Origin of the sequence: Prevotella sp. HMSC077E09 (assembly GCF_001814685.1) — a bacterium.
Lineage (GTDB): Bacteria > Bacteroidota > Bacteroidia > Bacteroidales > Bacteroidaceae > Prevotella > Prevotella oris.
In genome coordinates, this window is record NZ_KV817484.1 from 1 (window position 1) to 23523 (window position 23523).

23 protein-coding genes are annotated in these 23523 nt (G+C 40.5%); all 23 read left to right on the forward strand.

Annotated features, from left to right (window positions below):
* Positions 1-663 precede the first annotated feature (663 nt).
* Complete coding sequence (pfkA, locus tag HMPREF2983_RS00190; RefSeq protein WP_004371066.1) at positions 664-1641, forward strand: 6-phosphofructokinase; 978 nt, start codon at positions 664-666, stop codon at positions 1639-1641.
* Positions 1642-1771: 130 nt separating this feature from the next.
* Positions 1772-3298: a F0F1 ATP synthase subunit beta gene (atpD, locus tag HMPREF2983_RS00195; RefSeq protein WP_018920791.1), complete on the forward strand. Its 1527-nt coding sequence runs from the start codon at positions 1772-1774 to the stop codon at positions 3296-3298.
* Positions 3299-3352: 54 nt separating this feature from the next.
* Complete coding sequence (gene atpC, locus HMPREF2983_RS00200) at positions 3353-3595, forward strand: ATP synthase F1 subunit epsilon (protein WP_004371062.1); 243 nt, start codon at positions 3353-3355, stop codon at positions 3593-3595.
* A gap of 8 nt (positions 3596-3603) precedes the next feature.
* Positions 3604-4023, forward strand: a complete 420-nt coding sequence (locus tag HMPREF2983_RS00205) for a hypothetical protein (RefSeq protein WP_018920793.1) — start codon at positions 3604-3606, stop codon at positions 4021-4023.
* A 17-nt stretch (positions 4024-4040) separates the two neighbouring features.
* Entirely contained in the window at positions 4041-5087 is a 1047-nt protein-coding gene (gene atpB / locus HMPREF2983_RS00210; protein ID WP_070665526.1) for a F0F1 ATP synthase subunit A, read from the forward strand.
* 67 nt (positions 5088-5154) lie between these two features.
* Positions 5155-5397, forward strand: a complete 243-nt coding sequence (gene atpE, locus HMPREF2983_RS00215; protein WP_004371056.1) for an ATP synthase F0 subunit C — start codon at positions 5155-5157, stop codon at positions 5395-5397.
* A 19-nt stretch (positions 5398-5416) separates the two neighbouring features.
* Positions 5417-5935 (forward strand): F0F1 ATP synthase subunit B, encoded by a 519-nt coding sequence (atpF, locus tag HMPREF2983_RS00220; protein WP_004371055.1) that lies wholly within the window; start codon positions 5417-5419, stop codon positions 5933-5935.
* 12 nt (positions 5936-5947) lie between these two features.
* Positions 5948-6484 carry a F0F1 ATP synthase subunit delta gene (locus tag HMPREF2983_RS00225; protein ID WP_004375982.1) on the forward strand — a complete coding sequence of 179 codons (537 nt, stop codon included), beginning with the start codon at positions 5948-5950 and terminating at the stop codon, positions 6482-6484.
* Between the two features lie 25 nt (positions 6485-6509).
* On the forward strand, positions 6510-8096 hold the full coding sequence (gene atpA, locus HMPREF2983_RS00230) for a F0F1 ATP synthase subunit alpha (RefSeq protein ID WP_070665528.1): 1587 nt from the start codon (positions 6510-6512) through the stop codon (positions 8094-8096).
* A 20-nt stretch (positions 8097-8116) separates the two neighbouring features.
* Positions 8117-9088 carry a F0F1 ATP synthase subunit gamma gene (locus HMPREF2983_RS00235; protein ID WP_025879775.1) on the forward strand — a complete coding sequence of 324 codons (972 nt, stop codon included), beginning with the start codon at positions 8117-8119 and terminating at the stop codon, positions 9086-9088.
* 678 nt (positions 9089-9766) lie between these two features.
* Positions 9767-10804 (forward strand): UDP-glucose 4-epimerase GalE, encoded by a 1038-nt coding sequence (gene galE, locus HMPREF2983_RS00240; protein WP_004371051.1) that lies wholly within the window; start codon positions 9767-9769, stop codon positions 10802-10804.
* A gap of 229 nt (positions 10805-11033) precedes the next feature.
* A complete protein-coding gene (locus tag HMPREF2983_RS00245; RefSeq protein ID WP_004371050.1) occupies positions 11034-11582 on the forward strand; it encodes a 30S ribosomal protein S16 in 549 nt (182 codons plus the stop codon).
* 419 nt (positions 11583-12001) lie between these two features.
* Entirely contained in the window at positions 12002-12997 is a 996-nt protein-coding gene (locus tag HMPREF2983_RS00250; protein WP_004371049.1) for an AAA family ATPase, read from the forward strand.
* On the forward strand, positions 12997-13866 hold the full coding sequence (locus tag HMPREF2983_RS00255) for a DUF58 domain-containing protein (RefSeq protein WP_004371048.1): 870 nt from the start codon (positions 12997-12999) through the stop codon (positions 13864-13866). The genes HMPREF2983_RS00250 and HMPREF2983_RS00255 overlap by 1 nt, the downstream gene beginning before the upstream one ends.
* Positions 13867-14943, forward strand: a complete 1077-nt coding sequence (locus HMPREF2983_RS00260) for a hypothetical protein (protein ID WP_070665530.1) — start codon at positions 13867-13869, stop codon at positions 14941-14943. It begins immediately after the preceding gene.
* Positions 14944-14948: 5 nt separating this feature from the next.
* The gene (locus HMPREF2983_RS00265; protein WP_004375996.1) at positions 14949-15947 is read left to right on the forward strand and encodes a vWA domain-containing protein; all 999 of its coding nucleotides are present in this window, start codon (positions 14949-14951) and stop codon (positions 15945-15947) included.
* Between the two features lie 12 nt (positions 15948-15959).
* Positions 15960-16988 (forward strand): vWA domain-containing protein, encoded by a 1029-nt coding sequence (locus HMPREF2983_RS00270; RefSeq protein ID WP_070665532.1) that lies wholly within the window; start codon positions 15960-15962, stop codon positions 16986-16988.
* Complete coding sequence (locus HMPREF2983_RS00275; protein ID WP_070665534.1) at positions 16985-17668, forward strand: tetratricopeptide repeat protein; 684 nt, start codon at positions 16985-16987, stop codon at positions 17666-17668. The genes HMPREF2983_RS00270 and HMPREF2983_RS00275 overlap by 4 nt, the downstream gene beginning before the upstream one ends.
* A 25-nt stretch (positions 17669-17693) precedes the next feature.
* Positions 17694-19511, forward strand: coding sequence for a BatD family protein (locus tag HMPREF2983_RS00280; RefSeq protein WP_070665536.1), 1818 nt, complete (start codon positions 17694-17696; stop codon positions 19509-19511).
* Between the two features lie 12 nt (positions 19512-19523).
* Positions 19524-20279, forward strand: coding sequence for a tetratricopeptide repeat protein (locus tag HMPREF2983_RS00285; RefSeq protein WP_246829302.1), 756 nt, complete (start codon positions 19524-19526; stop codon positions 20277-20279).
* Positions 20280-20296: 17 nt separating this feature from the next.
* Complete coding sequence (locus tag HMPREF2983_RS00290) at positions 20297-20995, forward strand: phosphatase PAP2 family protein (RefSeq protein ID WP_070665542.1); 699 nt, start codon at positions 20297-20299, stop codon at positions 20993-20995.
* Between the two features lie 18 nt (positions 20996-21013).
* Positions 21014-22264, forward strand: coding sequence for an S-adenosylmethionine:tRNA ribosyltransferase-isomerase (locus HMPREF2983_RS00295; RefSeq protein ID WP_070665544.1), 1251 nt, complete (start codon positions 21014-21016; stop codon positions 22262-22264).
* Positions 22265-22302: 38 nt separating this feature from the next.
* Entirely contained in the window at positions 22303-23520 is a 1218-nt protein-coding gene (locus HMPREF2983_RS00300) for a DUF2027 domain-containing protein (protein ID WP_070665546.1), read from the forward strand.
* The last annotated feature ends 3 nt before the right edge of the window (positions 23521-23523 follow it).

A 23523-nucleotide genomic window follows, 5' to 3' on the forward strand; every position in this document is an offset into this window, starting at 1 on the left:
AGACTGTCGCATTTACTAATTTAAACTGCACTTCGGAGCATTGCCAAATAGAGAATAAAAGGCAGGAAAACAAAGGTTGTCTTCTGATTTCAAAGCCAGGGCATTGCAATTTAAGTCATTATGCGCTGTAGCTTGACGCAGAATACACGGTCTTTTGAGTCAAAACGTGCGGTCATCTGATGCAGATTGTGAGGTAATTTGATGCAAGTTGCAATGCTTTTTAGCATGATTTTGCTTTGTAATCAGTTTGAAGTTTCATAATTATCTGATAGTCAACATGTTATTAGTACTTAAAAAATGGCGCATATATGGAACGGAGAAGTCATTCATTCTAAATCTGTAAAGCAATTGAGCAGAGTTGTAAATATATATGATAGTTTTTAACCTATTATTCGTTTACTGTCATTATACAGCAACATCTGGTGCACTTTATGAATTCAAGGCAAAAGTAAAGCCGAGTATGAGCGTTTCTTAAGCGTGACAGTTGACAACGGGAGGAGTCTGATGGTGATAAATATAATGCTGCAAAGTGAAAAAGAATAAAAAAGAATAGAGGATATTTGCATATTTGAGAATAATTGTTAACTTTGCCCTATGAAAGCAGAAAACAAAATACAAGATAACTTATCAGAGAAAATATAAACAGATATTCTTTTATAGATTATGGCAAAGATTAAGACAATAGGCATTCTGACTTCGGGTGGTGATGCGCCGGGAATGAATGCGGCTATACGTGCGGTGACACGCGCCGGGATATATAATGGTTTTAATATCAAGGCGATTTATCGTGGTTATGATGGTCTTATCAATGATGAAATCGTTGATTTTACAACAGAAAATGTAAGTGGTATCATCAATCAGGGCGGCACAATGCTGAAGACTGCGCGTTCGGAGGAATTCAAAACTGCCGAAGGACAGCAGAAAGCTTATGATAATATTGTCAAGGAAAACATAGATGCTTTGGTGGTTATAGGTGGTAACGGCTCACTGACCGGAGCGATGAAGTTTGCTCAAGAGCATGATCTTTGTTGCATTGGGCTGCCCGGAACCATAGATAATGACCTTTATGGAACCGACAGTACCATTGGGTATGATACGACAATGAACACGATTGTGGAGTGTGTAGACCGCATTCGGGATACGGCCCAGAGCCATGAACGCATCTTCTTTGTTGAGGTGATGGGGCGTGATGCGGGCTTCTTGGCACAGAATTCTGCAATAGCTTCGGGTGCAGAGGCTGCTATTATTCCAGAAGACAGCACCGATGTCGACCAGTTGGCACAGTTCATGGAGCGCGGTATTCGAAAGAGCAAGAGAAGTTGTATCGTGATAGTCAGCGAAAGTCCGAAGTGTGGTGCCATCTATTATGCAAATCGTGTGAAGAAAGAATTCCCGCAGTATGACGTTCGTATCTCTATATTGGGACACCTTCAGAGAGGTGGACGTCCTACGGCTCGTGACCGCATATTGGCCAGCTGCACGGGTGTAGGTGCAATCGAAGCTATCATGCAGGGACAACGCAATATCATGGTTGGTGTGAGGAACAACGAAGTGGTCTATGTGCCATTGAGCGAAGCAATCCGAAGTGATAAACCGTTTGACAGAAAACTGATAAAAGTGCTTGATGAGTTGAGTATATAATGTTTAAAAGGTTTTAAAAGGCTGTCTGTTTCGACATAAACCTCAAGATATTCTTGTGTTTTATACAGAATAATGGTACTTTTGCTAAATATAATTCAATCGAATCTTAATATTTAAAATTTAATAGCTTATGTCACAAATTATAGGACACATCTCTCAGATTATCGGTCCGGTTATTGATGTATACTTCGATACAAAGGGTCAGGATGCAGAGAAGGTGTTGCCAAAGATTTATGAGGCACTTAAAGTGAAGCGTGCCGATGGCAGCGACCTTGTAATAGAGGTTCAGCAGCATATTGGTGAAGACACCGTCAGATGTGTAGCTATGGATAATACCGATGGACTTCAGCGTGGTCTTGATGTTGTTTCTACAGGTAGTCCGATCACAATGCCTGCCGGTGAACAGATTAAGGGCCGAATGATGAATGTCATTGGCAAGCCTATTGATGGTATGGAGGAATTGGATATGCAAGGTGCCTATCCTATCCATCGTGCAGCACCTACGTTCGACCAGCTTTCAACCCATAAGGAGATGTTGGCGACAGGCATCAAGGTTATCGACTTGCTGGAGCCATATATGAAAGGTGGAAAGATTGGACTCTTCGGTGGTGCAGGTGTAGGTAAGACTGTGCTCATTATGGAATTGATCAACAATATAGCCAAGGGACATAACGGTTACTCTGTATTTGCCGGAGTAGGAGAGCGTACGCGTGAAGGAAATGACCTCTTGCGTGACATGTTGGAGAGTGGCGTTATCAAATATGGTGAGGCTTTCAGAAAGGCCATGGAAGAAGGTAAGTGGGATTTGTCGTTAGTTGATAAGAAGGAACTTGCCGAGAGTCAGGCTACACTTGTCTATGGTCAGATGAACGAACCTCCAGGGGCACGTGCTTCTGTTGCCTTGTCTGGTTTGACAGTTGCCGAAGAATTCCGTGATCATGGTGGTAAGAATGGCGAGGCTGCCGATATCATGTTCTTCATTGATAATATCTTCCGCTTTACTCAGGCGGGTTCTGAAGTTTCTGCACTTTTAGGCCGTATGCCTTCAGCTGTAGGTTATCAGCCTACGTTGGCCAGCGAAATGGGAGCAATGCAGGAACGTATTACCTCAACGAAGAATGGTTCTATCACTTCTGTGCAGGCTGTCTATGTGCCGGCAGACGACTTGACTGACCCTGCCCCTGCTACAACGTTCTCTCACTTGGACGCTACAACAGAACTCTCAAGAAAGATTGCAGAGTTGGGTATTTATCCCGCTGTAGACCCATTAGGCAGTACATCGCGTATCCTTGATCCTCTGATAGTAGGCAAAGCTCATTATGATTGTGCACAGCGTGTAAAGCAGTTGCTTCAGCGTTATAACGAACTTCAAGATATTATTGCAATCTTGGGTATGGATGAACTCTCTGATGAGGACAAGTTGACCGTAAACCGTGCACGGCGTGTTCAGCGTTTCCTTTCTCAACCATTTACTGTAGCTGAACAGTTTACCGGATTGAAAGGCGTTATGGTTCCTATTGAAGAAACCATCAAAGGCTTCAATGCTATCCTTGATGGTGAAGTAGATGACCTCCCAGAACAGGCCTTTATCAACGTAGGAACTATAGAAGATGCAAAGGAAAAGGCAAAGAAACTGCTTGAGGCAGCTAATGTCTAATATGCTGAAAGTAAGGAGTTTGGTAGATATGATAAACTTAAAACTTGAAATTGTATGTCGCATTTGAGAGTTGTATCTCCGGAAAGAGTGGTCTTCGATGGTGAGGTAATGTGTGTCACTGTGCCTGGAGCAATGGGAGAGTTTGAAATCTTGGAACATCACGCTCCGATTATATCTTCATTGGAAAAAGGGCATATTGTCTATCAACCCTTAGATAGTCAGAAAGAAACGCTGGATATTCTCGGTGGTTTTGTAGAAGTACAGAAAGACGAGATACGTATATGTGTTGAATTATAATCAGACAGATGACGTTGGAAACGAATAGGCAGCTTGCAAGCAAAAGATATATCCGACAGGCAGTGCAGATTGTATTTGCATTATTTCTGTTGGAATTGTTGGCTTTTCAATTGGTGGGAAGCGATTTGCTGTTGACTCCTATTCTTGTGAGTGTAGGCTTTGCTTTATTTGTGGAATTGGGCGATGCGCTCTCATGGAAGCGATTGGAAAGCAAGGGTGATGAAACTAAGGCAACCTTTTTTATGGCTGTTTCAGGGTTTCGATTTCTCTTGGCTTTGTTGGTGTTGTTTATTTATTATCTGAACACTGACCGTGGGGGAATGTTTACATTTCTTCTGTTGTTTGCTCCTTTTTATTTGGCCGTGCTTGCTCATCACTCTGTATTTTTCTCGCATTTGCGTAATAATAAATCGAAGAACCTTCGTTAATGACAATTGAGTAAAAGATGAAACAAATAAAATCATTACTGCTTCTATTGGTGATTGCCATGATGCCTCTGCAGTTGTTTGCAGCTCATGGAACGGAAGGAGGGAAGCTGAATATTTCAGAGATAGTACTTGGACATCTCTCTGATGATTATGAGTGGCATATTGCTTCTTATGATGGGAAGGCTCTCAGTATTCCACTTCCTGTCATCGTTAGAAGTTCGGCAACGGGGCAATGGACATTTTGTACGCCTGAGACATTACCTTCCAACTTCTTCTTTGATGAAGCACATCATGGGAAGATTTATGAGAAAATGCCTGACGGAAGCAATGTAAGACCGTTGGATTTGAGTATTACAAAGGCTGTAGCCCAAATATGGATTGTAGTCATTGTCTTGCTTGGTATCTTTGGTTATTGTAGTCGTTGGTATAAGCATAGGGATGCAAAGAGTGAAGCACCTCGCGGTTTTGTCGGGGCTATGGAGATGATTGTGATGACAATTAATGACGATGTTGTAAAGTCATCAATTGGTGAAAAGCATTATAAGACTTATGCTCCATATCTGCTAACTGTTTTCTTTTTCATTCTTACTGCAAACCTGATAGGACTTGTCCCTATATTCCCAGGCGGTGCCAATGTGACGGGAAATATCAATATAACAATGTTTCTTGCAGTATGTTCTATGCTTGCAATTAACCTCTTCGGTAACAAAGAATATTGGAAAGACATCTTTTGGCCTCATGTTCCTTTCTTGTTAAAGGCTCCAATCCCATTGATGCCGGTCATTGAGTTGTTTGGAGTATTTACAAAACCGTTTGCCTTGATGATTCGTCTTTTCGCCAACATGATGGCTGGACATGCTGTAATATTGAGTTTCACATGTGTGATTTTCTTAGGTTGGTCTATGGGTGTTGGCTTTGGACTTGGTCTGAACATATTCAGTATTCTCATGTTGTTGTTTATGAATTGCCTGGAATTATTGGTTGCTTTCGTCCAGGCATACGTCTTTACCTTGCTGAGTGCAGTCTTTATCGGCATGGCTCATAAGGAGGAAGGAGCAGAATAACAACTCACAGTAGAACTTATAAGAAATAGAAATATAAAATATTAATAACAAATAAAAAATTAAGATTATGATGATTTCAACATTATTGGCTGCTACAGGTCTGGCTCAGCTGGGCTGTGGTCTTGGTGCAGGTATTGCAACAATTGGTGCAGGTTTGGGTATTGGTAAGATTGGTGGTAGTGCTATGGACGCTATTGCTCGTCAGCCGGAAGCATCAAGCAAGATTATGACAAACATGATTTTGACATCTGCATTCGTTGAAGGTTGTGCTTTGTTTGCTATTGCAGCTTGTGCATTTATTATTAAATAAGAAATAGAAATCAATTCGAATGGAGAATTTGCCATCAATATTGACGCCTGATTTAGGACTTCTGTTTTGGATGCTCCTTGCGTTCTTGGTGGTCTTTATCTGTCTTGCCCGCTTTGGCTTCCCTGTCATTATCAAGATGGTTGACGAGCGAAAGCAGTACATAGACGAAAGTCTGAATAAGGCACATGAGGCTTCAGAACGTTTGGCAAACATCAAGCAAGAAGGGGAGACCTTGTTGCAAGAAGCGCGTGAACAGCAGGCTAAGATAATGAAGGAGGCGGCTACAACCCGTGATGCTATTATAGAGCAGGCACAGGATAAGGCACGCGAAGAAAGCACACGTATCATCTCTGAAGCGAAAAAGCAAATAGAGGTGGAGAAACAAAGTGCTATTCGCGATATCCGTTCACAGGTGGCTGAACTCAGTATTCAAGTAGCTGAAAAGATCCTTCGGGAGAAATTGTCAAATGACAAAGCCCAGATGGATATGATTGACCGACTGCTGGATGAGGTTTCCGAAAAAGAAAATAAAGACTAAAAAATGTAGTTTATGGATTTAGGTGTAATATCAGTTCGATATGCCCGTGCTCTATTGAAGGGTGCCCTTGCTGAAAAGCAGGAAGATAAGCTCTATAAAGATATGCAAATTCTTTTGCAGAGCTATATCGAAGTGCCTGAACTGAGAATTACGATTGATAACCCTATGCTTCCAACAGACAAGAAACAGGCCGTGCTTGAAGCTGCCTGTGGTAAGGATGTAACATCACTTACAAAGCGTTTTATAGCTCTTGTCCTAAAAGAAGACAGGGAAACTGCCCTGCAATTCATGGCTGCATCGTATATTACTCTTTACAGAAAGCATAAGAACATCACCCGTGGTAAACTTATTACAGCCTCTGCTGTCAGTCAGAACACAGTGGATAAGATGAAGCAGATGGTTGAGGATAGGACTCAAGGTTCTGTAGAATTCAATACGAAGATTGATAATGAACTCATTGGTGGCTTTATCCTTGAGTATGATGATTATCGTATGGATGCCAGTGTCAAAAGCAAACTTCGTGGTATTCTGTCAGAACTAAAGAAATAATAATTCAGTTTAATAGAAAGAAAAGATGTCAGATAAAATTAAACCAAGTGAGGTGTCTGAAGTACTTCTCAAAGAACTCCAGAGCATCAACAGCGGGGAACAGTTTGACGAAGTGGGCACTGTGCTTACCGTAGCAGATGGTGTTGCACGTGTTTATGGTCTCCGTAATGTTGAGGCGAGTGAGCTTCTTGAGTTTGAGAACGGTACGATGGCCATCGTGATGAACTTGGAGGAAGACAACATTGGTTGTGTACTTCTGGGGCCAACGGCTGGCATTAAGGAAGGACAGACCGTGAAGCGTACACATCGTATTGCTTCTATCCGTGTTAATGATAATTTTCTCGGACGAGTAGTCAATCCTCTTGGACAAGCCATTGATGGCCTTGGCGATATTGATTTGACGGATGCCTTTGAGATGCCATTAGACCGTAAGGCTCCTGGGGTTATCTATCGACAGCCTGTAAAAGAGCCTTTGCAGACAGGACTGAAGGCAGTAGACTCAATGATACCTATTGGCAGAGGACAGCGTGAGCTTATCATCGGCGACCGCCAAACAGGTAAAACCGCTATCGCCATTGATACCATTATCAACCAGAAAAGCTTCTATGCAGCAGGCAAACCTGTCTATTGCATTTATGTTGCTATAGGTCAGAAAGCCTCTACTGTAGCTACTTTGGTTCAGACACTGAAAGAACATGGTGCGTTGCCTTATTCAATCATTGTCAGTGCAACAGCTGCCGACCCAGCAGCCATGCAGTATTATGCGCCTTTTGCCGGTGCTGCTATCGGTGAATATTTCCGTGATCGGGGATACAGTGCACTTGTTGTATATGATGACTTGTCAAAGCAGGCTGTGGCTTATCGCGAGGTTTCATTGATTCTTCGCCGTCCTTCAGGGCGTGAGGCATATCCTGGTGATGTGTTCTATCTTCACTCTCGTCTGCTGGAACGTGCTGCACGTATTAATAATCAGCAAGAGATTGCAGAACAGATGAACGATCTTCCGGCTTGCATGAAAGGGCATGTTCGTGGCGGAGGCTCGTTAACCGCTCTGCCAATCATCGAAACCCAGGCCGGTGATGTCTCTGCTTATATTCCTACAAACGTGATTTCTATCACCGATGGTCAGATATATTTGGAGACCAATCTGTTCAACCAAGGCTTCCGTCCTGCTATCAACGTTGGTATTTCTGTATCGCGTGTGGGTGGTTCTGCACAGATTAAGAGCATGAAGAAAGTGGCTGGTACCTTGAAACTTGACATGGCACAATATCGTGAGTTGGAGGCATTCTCCAAGTTCTCCAGTGATATGGATGCCGTAACAGCAATGACATTGGATCGCGGACGAAAGAACAATCAGTTGCTCATTCAGCCTCAGTATAGTCCAATGCCTGTCGGTGAGCAAATTGCTATTTTATATTGTGGCGTCCATGGCTTGATGCATGATGTGCCCGTTGAGCATGTTCGCGATTGTCAGGATCAGTTCCTTGATGCGATGCGTTCGTCACATGGAGACCTTATCAATGCTTTGGCTGACGGTCAACTGACGGATGAAGCCATCAAAGCTATTGAGGAAACAATGGCAAATATTGCCGGCCAATATAAAAAGTAATCAACTAAAAACGCATAGAAATGCCTTCATTAAAGGAAATCAAGACACGAATAGCCTCTGTCAGCAACACGCGTAAGATTACGAGCGCCATGAAGATGGTGGCATCAAGTAAGCTTCATCATGCCCAGACTGCTATTCAGAACATGTTGCCTTATGAGGAATTACTTGAGCATATACTGAAGTCTTTCCTCGTCACTGTTCCTGAAATTCAGAATGAATTTGAGGCTGAACGTGAGGTGAAAAGGGTGGCATTGGTTGTCTTTACCAGCAATAGTTCCCTGTGTGGCGGTTTCAATAACAACGTGCTTAAAATGTTCCAGCATGTTGTAGACGAGTATATGGCTCAAGGCATTGACGATATTCTTGTTTATCCGATAGGCCGCAAGATCGAAGATTATGCGCTGAAGCGGGGACTCCATGTTGCCGGTAGCTATCTTTCCTTGGCTGAAAAACCAAAGGCTTCAGATTGTGCAGATATATCACGGGAACTTCAAACAAAGTTTATAGCCCGTGAAATTGATAAGGTTGAACTTATCTATCATCATTTCAAATCGGCAGGAAGTCAGATACTGACGCGTAAGACTTTTCTTCCCATAGATTTGTCAACCGAGAATATAGGACTTGAAAACGACCGTGATTTATCCAGCAATATTGCTACGGCAAAGGCACAGGAATATCTCCGAAAGCGTAAGGCAGCAGAAGCAAGCAAGCAAAAATCATCGGCACAGGCTTTGAATGATAATTTCATCATTGAGCCAAACTTGGATGCTGTGCTTGGAACTCTGATACCGAAAGAGCTTAATCTTCAGGTCTTCACAGCTTTGCTCGACAGCAATGCCAGTGAACATGCTGCCAGGATGGTAGCCATGCAGACTGCAACTGACAATGCCAATGAGTTGTTGCGAGAGCTTAATCTTCAGTTCAACAAGAGCCGTCAGCAGGCAATTACAAGCGAACTGCTTGATATTGTGGGTGGCAGCATCAATAACTGATAGCTTCTTGGCTCGTATGAATAAACAGAAAAGGATATTGTCTTCATGGCAGTATCCTTTTCTGTTTTTGTAATTTATTCATCACGGTTTTAACATTTCAGGCTCTTGCCAATTAGGAAATATATAGCGGAAAATAGAGTTTGATTTTACAGTTTCGTGCATCAAGACAAATCGTTTGAGCCATTATGCATTGCAATTTGATGCAGAATACACGGCTGTTTGAGTCAGATTACGTGGTGATTTGATGCAAATGACATTGTAATTTGATGCAAATAACAAGTCTTTTTGATGTGATTAAGCTTTGTAGTTTGCTTTTAGTTTTACAACGGTTTGATTGTCAGGGGATTATAAACTCTTAAAATATCGTGCATATTTGGAGCAAGGAAGATTCTCATTTCAAATTTGCAGATTTTACAAGGGCAATTGTAAATATACTTAAAAGAATTTAACATATAATTCGTTTATTGCAATTATAGCTTTCCTCATCACCTTTATTATCCATGCAAAGCTTATATAAGAGTGTGCAGACACATATGGATTACACTTTTCTATATTTGCTTCTTGCACTCTGTATTTATATCTTCTGCATTTCATTTTAATAAATATTTGCTTCCATGTGATAGGTTTATTCGTTTAATTTATGTACCTTTGTCCAACAAAATCTTACAAACAATTTCTATGAAACAGACTATACTTGTTACCGGTGGTACGGGGTTTATCGGCTCACATACGACCGTTGAACTGATTGAAGCAGGCTATGAGGTCGTTGTTGTTGATGACCTGAGTAATTCAAAAATGGAAGTTCTTGATGGTATCGAGAAGATAACAGGCGTTCGCCCGGCATTTGAGAAAGTGGATCTTCGCGACAAAACAGCAACGGAAAATGTGTTCAAGAAGTATCCAAAGATAGAGGGAATTATTCATTTTGCTGCGTCAAAGGCAGTGGGAGAGAGCGTTGAAAAGCCTCTGCTTTACTATCGTAACAATATTGTTTCACTGATAAATCTTTTGGAGTTGATGCCCCAGTATAATGTCAAGGGCATCATCTTCTCATCAAGTTGTACGGTCTATGGGCAGCCAAAGCCCGAGAACCTGCCTGTAACAGAGGATGCCCCTCATCAGAAAGCGACTTCTCCATACGGTAACACCAAGGAAATCAACGAGCAGATTATCTATGACTATATCCATAGCGGGGCAGATATCAAGAGCATTGTCCTGAGATATTTCAATCCGATCGGTGCTCATCCCTCAGCCTTGATAGGTGAACTGCCGAACGGAGTTCCTGCCAATCTCATTCCATTTGTTACCCAGACAGCTATTGGCATCCGTAAACAGCTGACTATTTTCGGTAATGATTATGACACTCCTGACGGCACGTGTATCCGTGACTTCATCTATGTTGTCGACTTGGCAAAGGCACACGTTGCAGCAATGCGCCGCGTGTTGGATGAAGACACGGACAAAATTGAATATTTTAATATTGGTACGGGGCATGGAAATACAACCAAAGAGATTGTCGACACCTTTGAAGAAGCTACAGGCGTAAAGCTGAATTGGAAGTTTGGCCCACGTAGAGAGGGCGATATAGAGAAGATTTGGGGCGACTGCACCAAAGCCAACAAGGTGCTTGGTTGGAAAGCAGATACACCGTTGAAAGATGTCCTTGCCAGTGCTTGGAAATGGCAAGTGAAGTTACGTGAGGATGGTGTCATGTAGTTGAAATTAAATATATGAATTGCAGCTCTTGCATGTCCAAGAGTTCGTTCATGGTGTGATATATAAAGCATCTACGGTAAAAGTACCGTGGATGCTTTTAGGTTAAATAACATTAAACATTAGCTGTTTGATCAGTTTCGAGTATTCGTGTGTCAGCAAATATTTATACCTTTGCACTCGCTGTTACGAGATGACAGCATAAATTCAAACCTAATTAATATTTCAAAAAATGGCAACAAGAATCAGATTGCAGCGTGGCGGTCGTAAAGGCTATGCTTTTTATGGTATCGTTATCGCTGATGTTAGAGCACCACGTGATGGTAAATTTACTGAGAAGATTGGTACTTACAATCCAAACACCAATCCAGCTACTGTAGATTTGAATTTCGAACGCGCCCTTTATTGGGTTGAAACCGGTGCGCAGCCAACAGACACTGTTCGTAACATTCTTAAAAACGAAGGTGTTTATTTGATGAAACATCTTCGTGGCGGAGTGAAGAAGGGTGCCTTTGATGAGGCTGAAGCTCAGAAGAAATTCGATGCTTGGAAAGAAAACAAGCTGAAAGGTTTCGAGGCTATTCGCGAGAAGGACGCAAAGGCTAAAAAGGATGCAGAGAAAGCAGAACTTGAAGCTGAGAAGAAAGTAAACGAGGCTATCGCTAAGAAGGTGGCTGACAAGAAAGCTGCAGAAGCATCTGCTAAGGCAGAAGCTGAAGCTGCACAGAATGCCGAAGCTGCTGCTCCTGCTGAAGAGACAGAAGCTCCTGCAGAGGCGTAAGACTTCTTCTGAAGAAATGAAAGAATAGGGATGGACGAAATGTCCGTCCTTTTTTATTTTCTGAACGATTGAAAGTCTTCTTTAAGTGGAGGCTTCTTTGTGGGGTGGGATGATGTGTTTTACAGGCCCATTCGGGCGGTTACAAGGCTTTAATCATGGCGAATTGATATTATACTGATATTTCCACATTCGCATCTATTGATGAAACTTGTCAGTTATAGTTACGCCATTGTGTAAACGTTTGGATATGTATGCCCTGTTTTTTGGTGCATTCCTTGTAAATAAAGGGAAATGAAATAATCTTAAAATAAGGAAATCGGGGTTTATTTTAATATAATTTAGTTGCATATATTGTATTCTCTTACCGATTTGTTGTAATTTTGCGTACATATAATTTATAATTGTCTAATATTCAAATTATGGCAGAAACGATAGATATTCGTGAACTGAATATAATGATTGAGCAGCAGAGTGGGTTTGTGACCAACCTTGTTGCCGGTATGGATCAAGTGATTGTAGGACAGAAGCATCTGGTGGACTCATTGTTGATTTCACTGTTGAGCGATGGGCATATCCTGTTGGAAGGTGTGCCCGGATTAGCCAAAACACTTGCTATTAAAACATTGGCTCAATTGATAGATGCTGATTTCAGTCGTATACAGTTCACACCGGATTTGCTTCCGGCCGATGTCATTGGTACCCAGATTTATTCTCAGAAAGATGAAAGTTTCCATGTGAAAAAGGGTCCTGTATTCGCTAATTTCGTATTGGCCGATGAAATCAACCGCGCTCCTGCAAAGGTGCAGAGTGCATTGCTTGAAGCCATGCAAGAGCATCAAGTGACCATTGGTGAAAAGACATTTTCTTTGCCGAAGCCTTTCTTGGTTATGGCAACACAGAATCCGATTGAGCAGGAAGGGACTTATCAACTGCCCGAGGCACAGGTGGATCGTTTCATGATGAAAGTGGTTATTGACTATCCAACTTTAGAGGAAGAAAAGCTGATAATCAAGGAGAATATTGTTGGGCAGTTCCCGACTGTGACTCCTGTGACCAGTGCAGACGAAATTATTAAGGCCCGCGAAGTGGTCAATCAGGTATATATTGATGAAAAGATTGCACAATACATTGCAGACATTGTCTTCGCAAGTCGATATCCGGAACGTTATGGCCTAAGTGAATTGAAGGATATGATTACCTATGGAGGTAGTCCACGTGCCAGCATTAATCTGGCTAAAGCAAGTCGTGCCTATGCTTTTATCAAGCATAGAGGTTATGTCGTCCCTGAGGATGTGCGTGCTGTTGTGCACGATGTGATGCGCCATCGTATCGGGCTTTCCTATGAGGCCGAGGCCAGCAATATTACTGCAGAAGAAATCGTTTCAAAGATAGTTAATAAGGTAGAAGTGCCTTGATGGAAACATCAGAGATTATAAAAAAAGTCAGGAAGATAGAAATCAAGGCTCGTGGCTTGAGTCAGAATATCTTTGCAGGACAGTATCATTCTGCCTTTAAGGGACGCGGTATGGCTTTCAGTGAAGTGAGAGAATACCAATATGGTGATGATGTACGTGATATTGACTGGAATGTTACGGCACGTTTTCATCGTCCTTATGTGAAAGTGTTTGAGGAGGAACGCGAGCTGACAGTAATGCTGTTGGTGGATGTCAGTGGTTCACTCGACTTTGGAACAGTTCGCCAGACTAAGCGTGAGATGGTTACGGAGATAGCTGCTACGTTGGCTTTCAGTGCTATTCAGAACAATGATAAGATTGGTGTAATCTTCTTTTCTGACCGCGTAGAGAAGTATATCCCACCAAAGAAAGGGCGTCGTCACATTCTTTATATAATCAGGGAATTGTTGGATTTCAAGCCTGCGAGTGTTCGTACAGACATCGGTATGGCAGTTTCTTACCTCACACGAATAATGAAACGTCGTTGTACAGCATTCCTCTTAAGTGATTTTTACACGCGTGATGATTTCAGTAAAGCAATGCAGATTGCCAATTCTAAGCATGATATGGTTGCTGTCCAAGTGTATGATCCGCGTGCCAAGACTTTGCCTGATATTGGGCTGATGAAAGTACGTGATGCAGAAACCGGACATGAAATGATTATTGATACCGGTTCTGCTAAGTTACGTCAGGCACATACTCAATATTGGTTGGAGCGTGAAGATATGTTACGTAAATTGTTTGCCAAGAGTAAGATGGACTGGACTTCAGTGGGTACGGATGAGGATTTCACGAAAGCACTGATGCTGTTGTTTAAGAAAAGAGCTTAAATGAAGTTGTTAAGGAATATAATCATTGTCGTTGGATTGATGTGTTCAACTATAGGTTGGGCACAGAAGGCTTTTGTGGAACAAAGTATAGATTCCGTTGCAATTCTGATTGGTCAACAGACACATATGACTTTATCGGTGACGACGAAGCCTGGAGCAAGAATATCTTGGCCACGGCTGAAACCATCGCAATATTTGATACCTGGCATTGAAATTGTAGAATTGCAGAAAGGCGATTCAACAGATGCCGATGGTATGATAAAAATCAGTCGTGTCTATACCTTGACGAGTTTTGATGAGAAACTTTATGCTATACCGGCACTGAAGATAAAGGTTGATAATCAATCGTTCAGTGGTAGACAATTGGCATTAAAGGTGATGACTGTTCCTGTTGATACGCTGCACCCCAATCAATTCTTTCCAGCTAAAGATGTCCAGGATAATCCATTTCAATGGGAGGAGTGGCATTTGGTTTTTTGGCTGAGCATTATAGTTTTAGTGCTTTGCCTATTAATGATATATCTGTTTGTCAGATTAAAGCAGAACAAGCCTATTGTAACACGTATTAAAATTGTGAAGCATGTGCCTGCACATCAGAAGGCTTTAAAGGCTATAGAAGAGATCAAGGCCGCTCATATGGTGACTTCGGAAAATCAGAAAGAATATTATACCCGTCTGACTGATACTTTACGGCAATATATCAAGGAGCGTTTTGGTTTTAATGCTATGGAAATGACCAGCAGCGAAATTATCTATCGATTGCGCGAGGCAGGTGATCAGAAAGGAATTGATGAACTGCGTGAACTCTTTACTACGGCCGATCTTGTGAAGTTTGCAAAGCATAATGCATTGATAAATGAAAATGATTTGAACTTGGTCAATGCTGCAAAGTTCATAGACGAAACTAAAACAGAAGCTCAGGAGGTAGAAGAACGAATTGTCCCTAAATTGAGTGAAGTTGAACAGCTCACACAAAAGAATCGTGTGTTACTTAAGACTTTGATTTATGCTTCAATTGGTGTAATTATAGGGTTAGCTGTCTATATTGTATATCAGATAGCACAATTGTTAGGTTGAATGTCATGGAATTTGCAAGTAAAGAATATTTCGGTTTATTGATATTGCTGATACCTTATATTCTATGGTATTTTCTTTATCGTAACAAGCGTGAGCCAACAATGTTGATGAGTGACACGTTTGCCTATCGCTATGCACCGAAAAGCTGGCGAATGCGACTGATTCATCTACCGATGTGGTTGCGTTGTGTCGCCTTTGTGCTGATAGTCATAGTCATGGCTCGTCCACAGACTCATAACTCATGGGATAATAAACAGGTAGAAGGTATTGATATTATGCTGGCTATGGATGTTTCAACTTCGATGTTGGCCGAGGATTTGAAACCTAATCGGTTAGAAGCAGCTAAGAATGTAGCTTCAGAATTTATTGCAGACAGACCTAATGATAATATTGGCTTGACAATCTTTGCGGGGGAAGCTTTTACGCAATGTCCGATGACCACAGACCATGTATCGCTCATCAATCTGTTACAGAGTGTCAGAACGGATATTGCTGCTCGTGGTTTGATTTCTGATGGAACAGCTGTTGGTATGGGCTTGGCCAATGCGGTAAGCCGATTGAAAGATTCTAAGGCCAAGAGTAAGGTTGTTATTCTTTTGACCGATGGTAGTAATAATATGGGAGATATTTCACCAATGACCAGTGCGCAGATTGCCCGAAGTTTTGGAATACGTGTCTATACAATCGGCATTGGTACGAATAAGGTGGCACCTTATCCGATGCCTGTAGCAGGGGGAATACAATATGTGAATATTCCTGTAGAGATAGACAGTAAGACGCTGAAAGATATCGCTGCAACAACGGAAGGTAATTTTTATCGAGCAACAAATAATCGGCAGTTAAAACAAATCTATAAGGATATTGATCAGCTTGAAAAGAGCAAGATGGATGTAAAGAAATTCTCGAAACTTTATGAAGTTTATCAGCCGTTTGCCATTGGTGCATTATTGATTTTATTGTTGGAGGTAATCCTTCGAACAACAGTGTTGAGAAGAATTCCATAAAAAAGAAACAACATGTTGAGATTTGAAGACCCTACATATTTGTGGTTATTGCTTGTCATACCAATTCTGGCTATGGTGAGATTTGGTGTCTGGCGACAGCGGAAAAAGAAATTACAGCGTTTTGGTAATCCGGTGTTATTGAAAGAAATGATGCCCGATGTATCCAAGTATCGGCCTACTATAAAGTTTTGGCTGTTGCTTTCAGCTATGGCTATTTTAATACTAATGATAGCTCGCCCGCAGGCAGGAACAAAGATTTCTCATGACAAACGAAATGGTATAGAGGTCATTATTGCTCTGGATATCAGTAATTCGATGCTGGCTGAAGATGTTACACCTTCGCGATTAGAGAAAAGCAAACTGTTAATAGAAAATCTTGTTGATCATTTTACAAATGACAAAGTTGGATTAGTGGTGTTTGCAGGTGATGCATTTGTTCAGCTTCCAATAACGAGTGATTATGTTTCTGCTAAAATGTTCTTGCAGAATATTAAACCTTCTTTGATTGCTACTCAAGGAACAGACTTGGCACGTGCTATTGAGTTGAGTCAGAATAGTTTTATGCAGAGGGATAATATTGGTAAGGCTATTATCGTCATCACAGATGGTGAAGACCATGAAGGAGGAGCACTTGAAGCGGCAAAAGCTGCGCATAAGAAAGGCTCAAATGTCTTTATCCTTGGAATAGGTGATCCTAAAGGAACTCCAATTCCTGATGGAGAAGGCGGATATATGAAAGACAACAGGGGACAGACAGTGATGTCAGCACTCAATGAGCAGATGTGTCAACAGATCGCTCAGGCTGGCAGTGGTACTTATATTCATGTAGACAATACTAATGATGCGCAGGAAAAACTGAATGCAGAATTGTCGAAGTTGCAGTCGGGAATGACCGATGGTGTTATTTATAGTGAATATAGCGAACAGTTCCAAGCCTTTGGAATAATCTTGTTAGTGCTATTAATAGTTGAAGTTATCTTGCAGGAATCGAAGAATCCAAAGTTCAAGAATATTAAATTATTTAGAAGAAGAGAGGCATGAAATATTATCAATATATGGTTCTGCTGATTGCCTGTATGCTGACAGGGATTACCTATGCACAGACTGACCGGCAGTTTATCCGAAATGGTAATAAACTGTTTCACAGTCAGAATTTTGTCAAGGCTGAAGTTGAATATCGTAAAGCAGTTTCTAAAAATCCTAATAATTTCCAAGCACTTTATAATCTTGGCACAGCTTTGTTGATGCAGCAAAAAGACTCTGCAGCAACTGATATATTACAAAGAGCAGGAAAACAAGAAACGAGTAAAATACGTAAAGCACAGAGCTATCACAATATTGGTTATATTTGTCAGCATCACCAAATGTATGCAGAAGCGATTCAGGCTTATAAGGAAGCTTTGCGTAATAATCCGGCAGATAGTGAAACGCGTTATAATCTTGCCCTGTGTAAGAAGTTATTGAAGAATAAACCTCAAGATAAAAAGCAACAGAATAAAAAAGATAAAAATAAAAAGGAAGATAATAAGGACAAACAGCAAAAACAAAAGAAGCAAAAGAAGCAAAATAAGGAGGAACAGCAAGATACTAAAGACCGCATGAGCAAAGAAAATGCAGAGCAGTTGCTCAAAGCTGCCATACAAGATGAGAAAGTAACACAGCAACGTATATCAAAAGCAATACAACAGTCTGGCAATCGTAAGTTGCAGAAAAATTGGTAATTATATAGTGTGATAGAGAATTCCTATGAATAGATATTTCAAATTCTTTGTATTCTTTTTATTGCTTGTTGTATGTAGCAATAAAGCGGTTGCCCAACGTGTGACAGTGGAAGTTCCAACGAAAGTTTCTGTTGGAGAAAATTTTAGGTTGTCGTATATTGTCAATACGCAAGATGTAGAAGATTTCAGGGCAGGTAATATTCCTTCGGGAATTGAAGTTATTGCAGGTCCTTATACGTCTCGGCAATCAAGTTATCAGATGGTAAATGGACATACCAGTTCATCTTCATCTATAACTTTTACTTATACTTTGTATGCGACTAAACAAGGAACTTATACAATTCCTGCAGCCAATGCTATAATTAACGGTAGAAAAATTGCTTCACGTTCGGTATTGGTAACTGTTGTTAGTAATGCTCACGGAGCTAATAGAGTTGCTGGACAGAGTGGAGATGATGCAGGTCTTCGTTCTACAGGTTCACATATATCGGGCAATGATTTGTTTATCCGTGTCAGTGCAAACAAGCAGAGAGTACATGAGCAGGAACCGATAATGTTGACCTATAAAGTTTATACTTTGGTTGAATTGACACAGTTGAAGGGAGATATGCCAGAGTTGACAGGTTTCCATACACAGGAAGTAAAGCTGCCTCAGCAAAAAAGTTTCCATGTCGAGCGCGTTAATGGACGAGCTTATCGTTGTGTTACATGGAGTCAGTATGTTATGTATCCTCAGATGACGGGCAAGTTAACTATTCCAAGTATTACTTTCAAGGGTATAGTAGTGCAACAAAATCGAAATGTTGATCCTTTCGAAGCATTCTTTAATGGAGGTTCAGGTTATGTGGAGGTGAAAAAGGAGATTAAGGCACCAAGTCTGACAATACAAGTAGATCCTTTGCCTAATCGTCCTTTGAATTTTTCTGGTGGTGTGGGTATATTCAATATTTCAGCACAACTTAATAAGAAAGAAGTAAAGAGTGGTGAGCCATTGAACCTACGTATTGTTGTTGGTGGCATTGGTAACCTCAAATTGATAAAACAGCCAGAAGTTGTTTTCCCGAAAGATTTTGAGAAGTATGATGTGAAGATTACGGATAAAACGCATCTTACAGCCAATGGAGTTGAAGGTAATATCATCTATGACTTTCTTGTAGTTCCACAGAATCAAGGAGAATATAAAATACCAGAGGTGGCATTTACTTATTATGATACGTCTATTCATAGTTATAAGACAATTAAGACACAATCATTTCATATAGCAGTTGCTAAGGGTAATGGAAATCATAACAGTGAGGCTGATTATTCACAGAAGGACAATGATATCCATGATCTGATGGAGGGGGATATAGGACAGAGGAGTATTAACGATTTCTTCTTTGGTTCGGTTGCCTACTATATGTTGCTGCTTTTACCGATGGTCACTTTTGTTATTCTGCTTATAGTATTTCGTAAACGTGCATTGGAAATGACAGATATGGTCAAACAGCGCGGTAGGCGTGCAAATAAAGTTGCTGTAAAACGATTGCGTTATGCAAATAAGCTTATGCAGGAGGGAAAATCAAATGATTTCTATGATGAAGTCTTACGGGCTTTGTGGGGATATGTAGGTGACAAACTTAATATGCCTGTAGAGAAGATTTCGCGTGATAACATTTCTGATAATTTGTCAGCACATTCTGTTGATATACATACGATCCATACATTTATCGAAGCGCTTGATGAATGTGAATTTGAACGTTATGCTCCAGGAGATGTTGCAGGCAATATGAATAAGACCTTTGAGTCTGCCATTATTGCCATTACAGAGATAGAACGTATTTTCAATAAGAGGAAATATTGATTGGAAAATAAAATGAAACATTATATAATACAAATCTTTTTGCTATTTACCTGTTGGTTTTTTGCCATCCCTGTTGAAGCTGTAACCAAGGCTGAAGCTGATAAAGCCTATCAGGAGAAGAAATATCAACAGGCAATCAAAGACTATGAAAGTCTGCTACATTCAGGTGTAAGTGCCTCACTTTATTATAATTTGGGTAATGCTTATTATCGAACAGGTAATATTACGAAAGCTATTCTGAATTATGAGCGAGCAGCTCTGCTTGAACCGGGAAACAGTGATATCAGGTTCAACCTGCAATTTGCTCGTAGTAAAACGATTGATAGGTTCTCTGAACCTGATGAGATGTTTTTTATTACCTGGTATAAGGCTATAGTGAATTTCACGAGTGTTGATGGTTGGGCAACTTTCAGTATTATCACAATTACTTTAGCTCTCATAGGGTTCTTGGTTTATTTGTTTGTCAACCGTATTGCATTGAGGAAAGTTGGATTTTTTGTGTCTTTGGTATGTTTATTACTCTTTGTTTTAAGCATTCTCTTTGCCATTCAACAAAAGATGGCTTTTGAAAATCGTAACGGTGCTATTATTATTGTTCCAACAGTCAGCCTCAAGAAAACTCCAGTCAAAAACAGTGTAGATGTAGTTGTTGTTCATGAAGGAACAAAAGTCAATATAATAGATAGAGGTATAAGGGGCTGGTATAATGTTCGTTTATCTGATGGCCATGAAGGTTGGCTGTCTGTTTCAAATGTGGAAAGAATTTAATCGTATTAGTTTTTAGTTTGGATATAGCAAGTCTTTTAGAGTTAGATAGACACATTCTGTTTGCAATCAATGGATGTGACAATCTGATGTTGAATGGTGTCATGGTCACGCTTACAAATGCTTGGCTTTGGCTTCCATTATATCTGGCATTATTTTATATCGTTGTTAAGAATAATGAAACGATGGGGCAGATTGTGCTTGTTGTGTCAGCTTGCCTTGTTGCTGTAGCTTTGGCAAGTGGTGTTGACAATCTTTTGGTAAAGCCATGGATTGCTCGTTTAAGACCTTGTAATGCTCCAGGGATAAAGTATTTCATCAATACAGTTATTTGGATGGGTAAGGAACAATACAGTTTTTTCTCTGCTCACGCTGCCAATACCTTTGCTATAGCGACATTCTTTGCTTTCTTAGTGAGAAGTCGTCTATTAAATATCGGTCTGTTTTTATGGGCTTTATTAAATGGTTACACTCGGATTTATCTTGGGGTTCATTATCCATCAGATGTGTTAGTCGGTGCACTTTGGGGCATCTTGTGTGGCTCTATAGCTTATTGGTTCTATAGTTATGTCTATTTTAAAAGTAATCCTCATGTGAATTATGTCTCCAGCCAGTATACATCAACAGGGTATAATCGTTCGGATATTGATGCTGTTTTAGTATATCTTACTCTGTTGTTAATTGTTAGCTGTATAGTAGGGACCTTTGTGTATTTATAATTTTGGATAAATAAGAAAATGGAAACAAAACATATAAAGATTAGTGAATACGACTATGTACTACCTGATGAGCGGATAGCAAGATTCCCTTTGCCACAGCGCGATCATAGTAAGCTGTTGATTTATGAACACGGAAAAGTGAGTGATGATGTTTTTTTCAACTTACCGAAATATCTGCCACAACATGCTTTGATGGTTTATAACAATACGCGGGTTATTCAGGCACGTATGCATTTTCGTAAGGAGACAGGAGCACTCATTGAGGTGTTTTTAATGGAACCTGCAGCTCCGACAGATTATGAATTAATGTTTCAAACGAAGGGGCAATGTTCTTGGCTATGTATGATAGGAAATCTCAAGAAGTGGAAGGAAGGTTCTTTGAAGCGGGATTTTGATATAAAAGGGGAGCATCTTACACTTTCTGTACTGTTGAACTATGAGAAGAGTGCACATAGTGCTACAGGAACTAACTATTGGGTAGACTTTTCCTGGGATAATGCAAATATCAACTTTGCTGAAATCCTTGAAGTTGCAGGTGAATTACCAATCCCTCCTTATTTGAATCGTGAAACCGAAGAAAGCGATAAGTTAACTTATCAAACGGTTTATAGCAAGATAAAGGGTAGTGTAGCTGCACCTACGGCTGGACTTCATTTCACGGATGATGTTTTACGGGCAATAGAGGCTCGTGGGATTGAGCGTGAAGAAGTTACCTTACATGTAGGGGCCGGAACATTCAAACCTGTTAAGAGTAAGGAAATTTATGGGCATGAAATGCATACCGAATATATTGCAGTTCACCGTCATACGTTGGTAAATCTTATTAAGTATGAGTGTAAAGCTATAGCTGTAGGAACAACGAGTGTGAGGACTTTGGAAAGCCTTTATTACATGGGAGTCAAGTTAGAGAATAATCCTGATGCTACAGAAGAAGAATTACATGTAAGCCAGTGGGAACCTTATGAGAAAGAGCATGAAGGAGGGCTGATAAATGGTATTACACCTGTCCATGCCATTCAAAATCTCATAGATTGGCTTGACAAAGCAGGTGTAGAAGTTTTACATAGTAGCACGCAGATACTCATAGCTCCAGGCTATGAATATAAAATTGTAAAGATGCTTGTTACTAATTTTCATCAACCTCAGAGCACATTGCTGCTTCTTGTGAGTGCTTTTGTTAAGGGAGATTGGAGAAAAATCTATGACTACGCCTTGGCTAATAACTTCCGATTCCTTAGTTATGGTGATAGTTCGTTGCTTATCCCCTAACTGGAATTATATGAAAAACGTTTGAAAAAGAAATAATAATGAAAAAGGGAGATACTGTAAGATTTCTAAGCGAGACTGGTGGAGGTAAGATTGTCGGTTTCCAAAGTAATAATATTGTACTTGTTGAAGATGAAGATGGTTTTCAGATTCCATTTCCTATCAATGATGTCGTTGTTGTAAGTAGTGATGACTACACATCTTCTAAACTTGTACAGGCTAAGTTCGACTCTGTAGGACAGAAACAAAACAAAGTCGTTAGCCAGCAGAATAATCGTAGCATAAAGTCGATGATGCATGAAGGACAAGATGAGATTATAGATGTCTTTGATGACAGGGTAGACAATGATGTTGTTGATGACAATAAAGAAATCTCTTTCAAAAAGCCCGTTGAGGAACGTAAAGGAGGAAATTCTTTGACGGCTTATCTTGCATTTGTACCTCTTGATATAAAGGATGTTGCATCTACTCGTTTCGAAACTTATTTTGTCAATGATAGCAACTACTATATGCAGTTCTGCTATATGACGGCAGAAGGGAATAGCTGGAATTTGAAATTTCAGGGCGAGGTAGAGCCCAATACTAAGCTATATATAGAAGAATTTAGCCGTGAGGAACTTAATGATATGGCTCATATTGCTGTGCAGCTGATAGCTTATAAGCGTGAAAAACACTTTGTTCTTAAGCCTGGTGTTGATGTGCAGTTCCGTCTTGATCCTGTAAAGTTTTACAAATTACACACTTTCCAAGATAATGACTTTTTTGAGATGCCGGCGTTGTTGTATGGTATCGTTGTCAATGATATTCCTGTGAAACCACTTGTTGTTGATGCCAAGGCATTGAAACGCGAGATGTATGCTAATAATGCTACTTTGCAGCAAGAAACGGAGCAAGATAGTGTAAAAAGTTATGTTCGTCGCTACGAGAATAGTCAGAAGAAAGGCAATCCTTTTCTGATTAAACATCGCGATAATGGTGATATTGTTGTCATTAATCTGCACGCGGATGCATTACTTGATACTACGGCCGGTATGAGTTCAACCGATATTCTCAATTATCAATTAAAGAAATTTCGTGAAGTACTCGCAGAATATGATGGCAAGAAAGGTCAGAAACTCATTTTTATCCATGGCAAAGGAGAAGGAGTTCTTCGCAGTGCTATTATAAATGCTTTGAAGTATAAATACAAAAAATACACCTATCAAGATGCCTCTTTCCAAGAATATGGTTATGGGGCGACTCAGGTTACAATCAGGTAGATT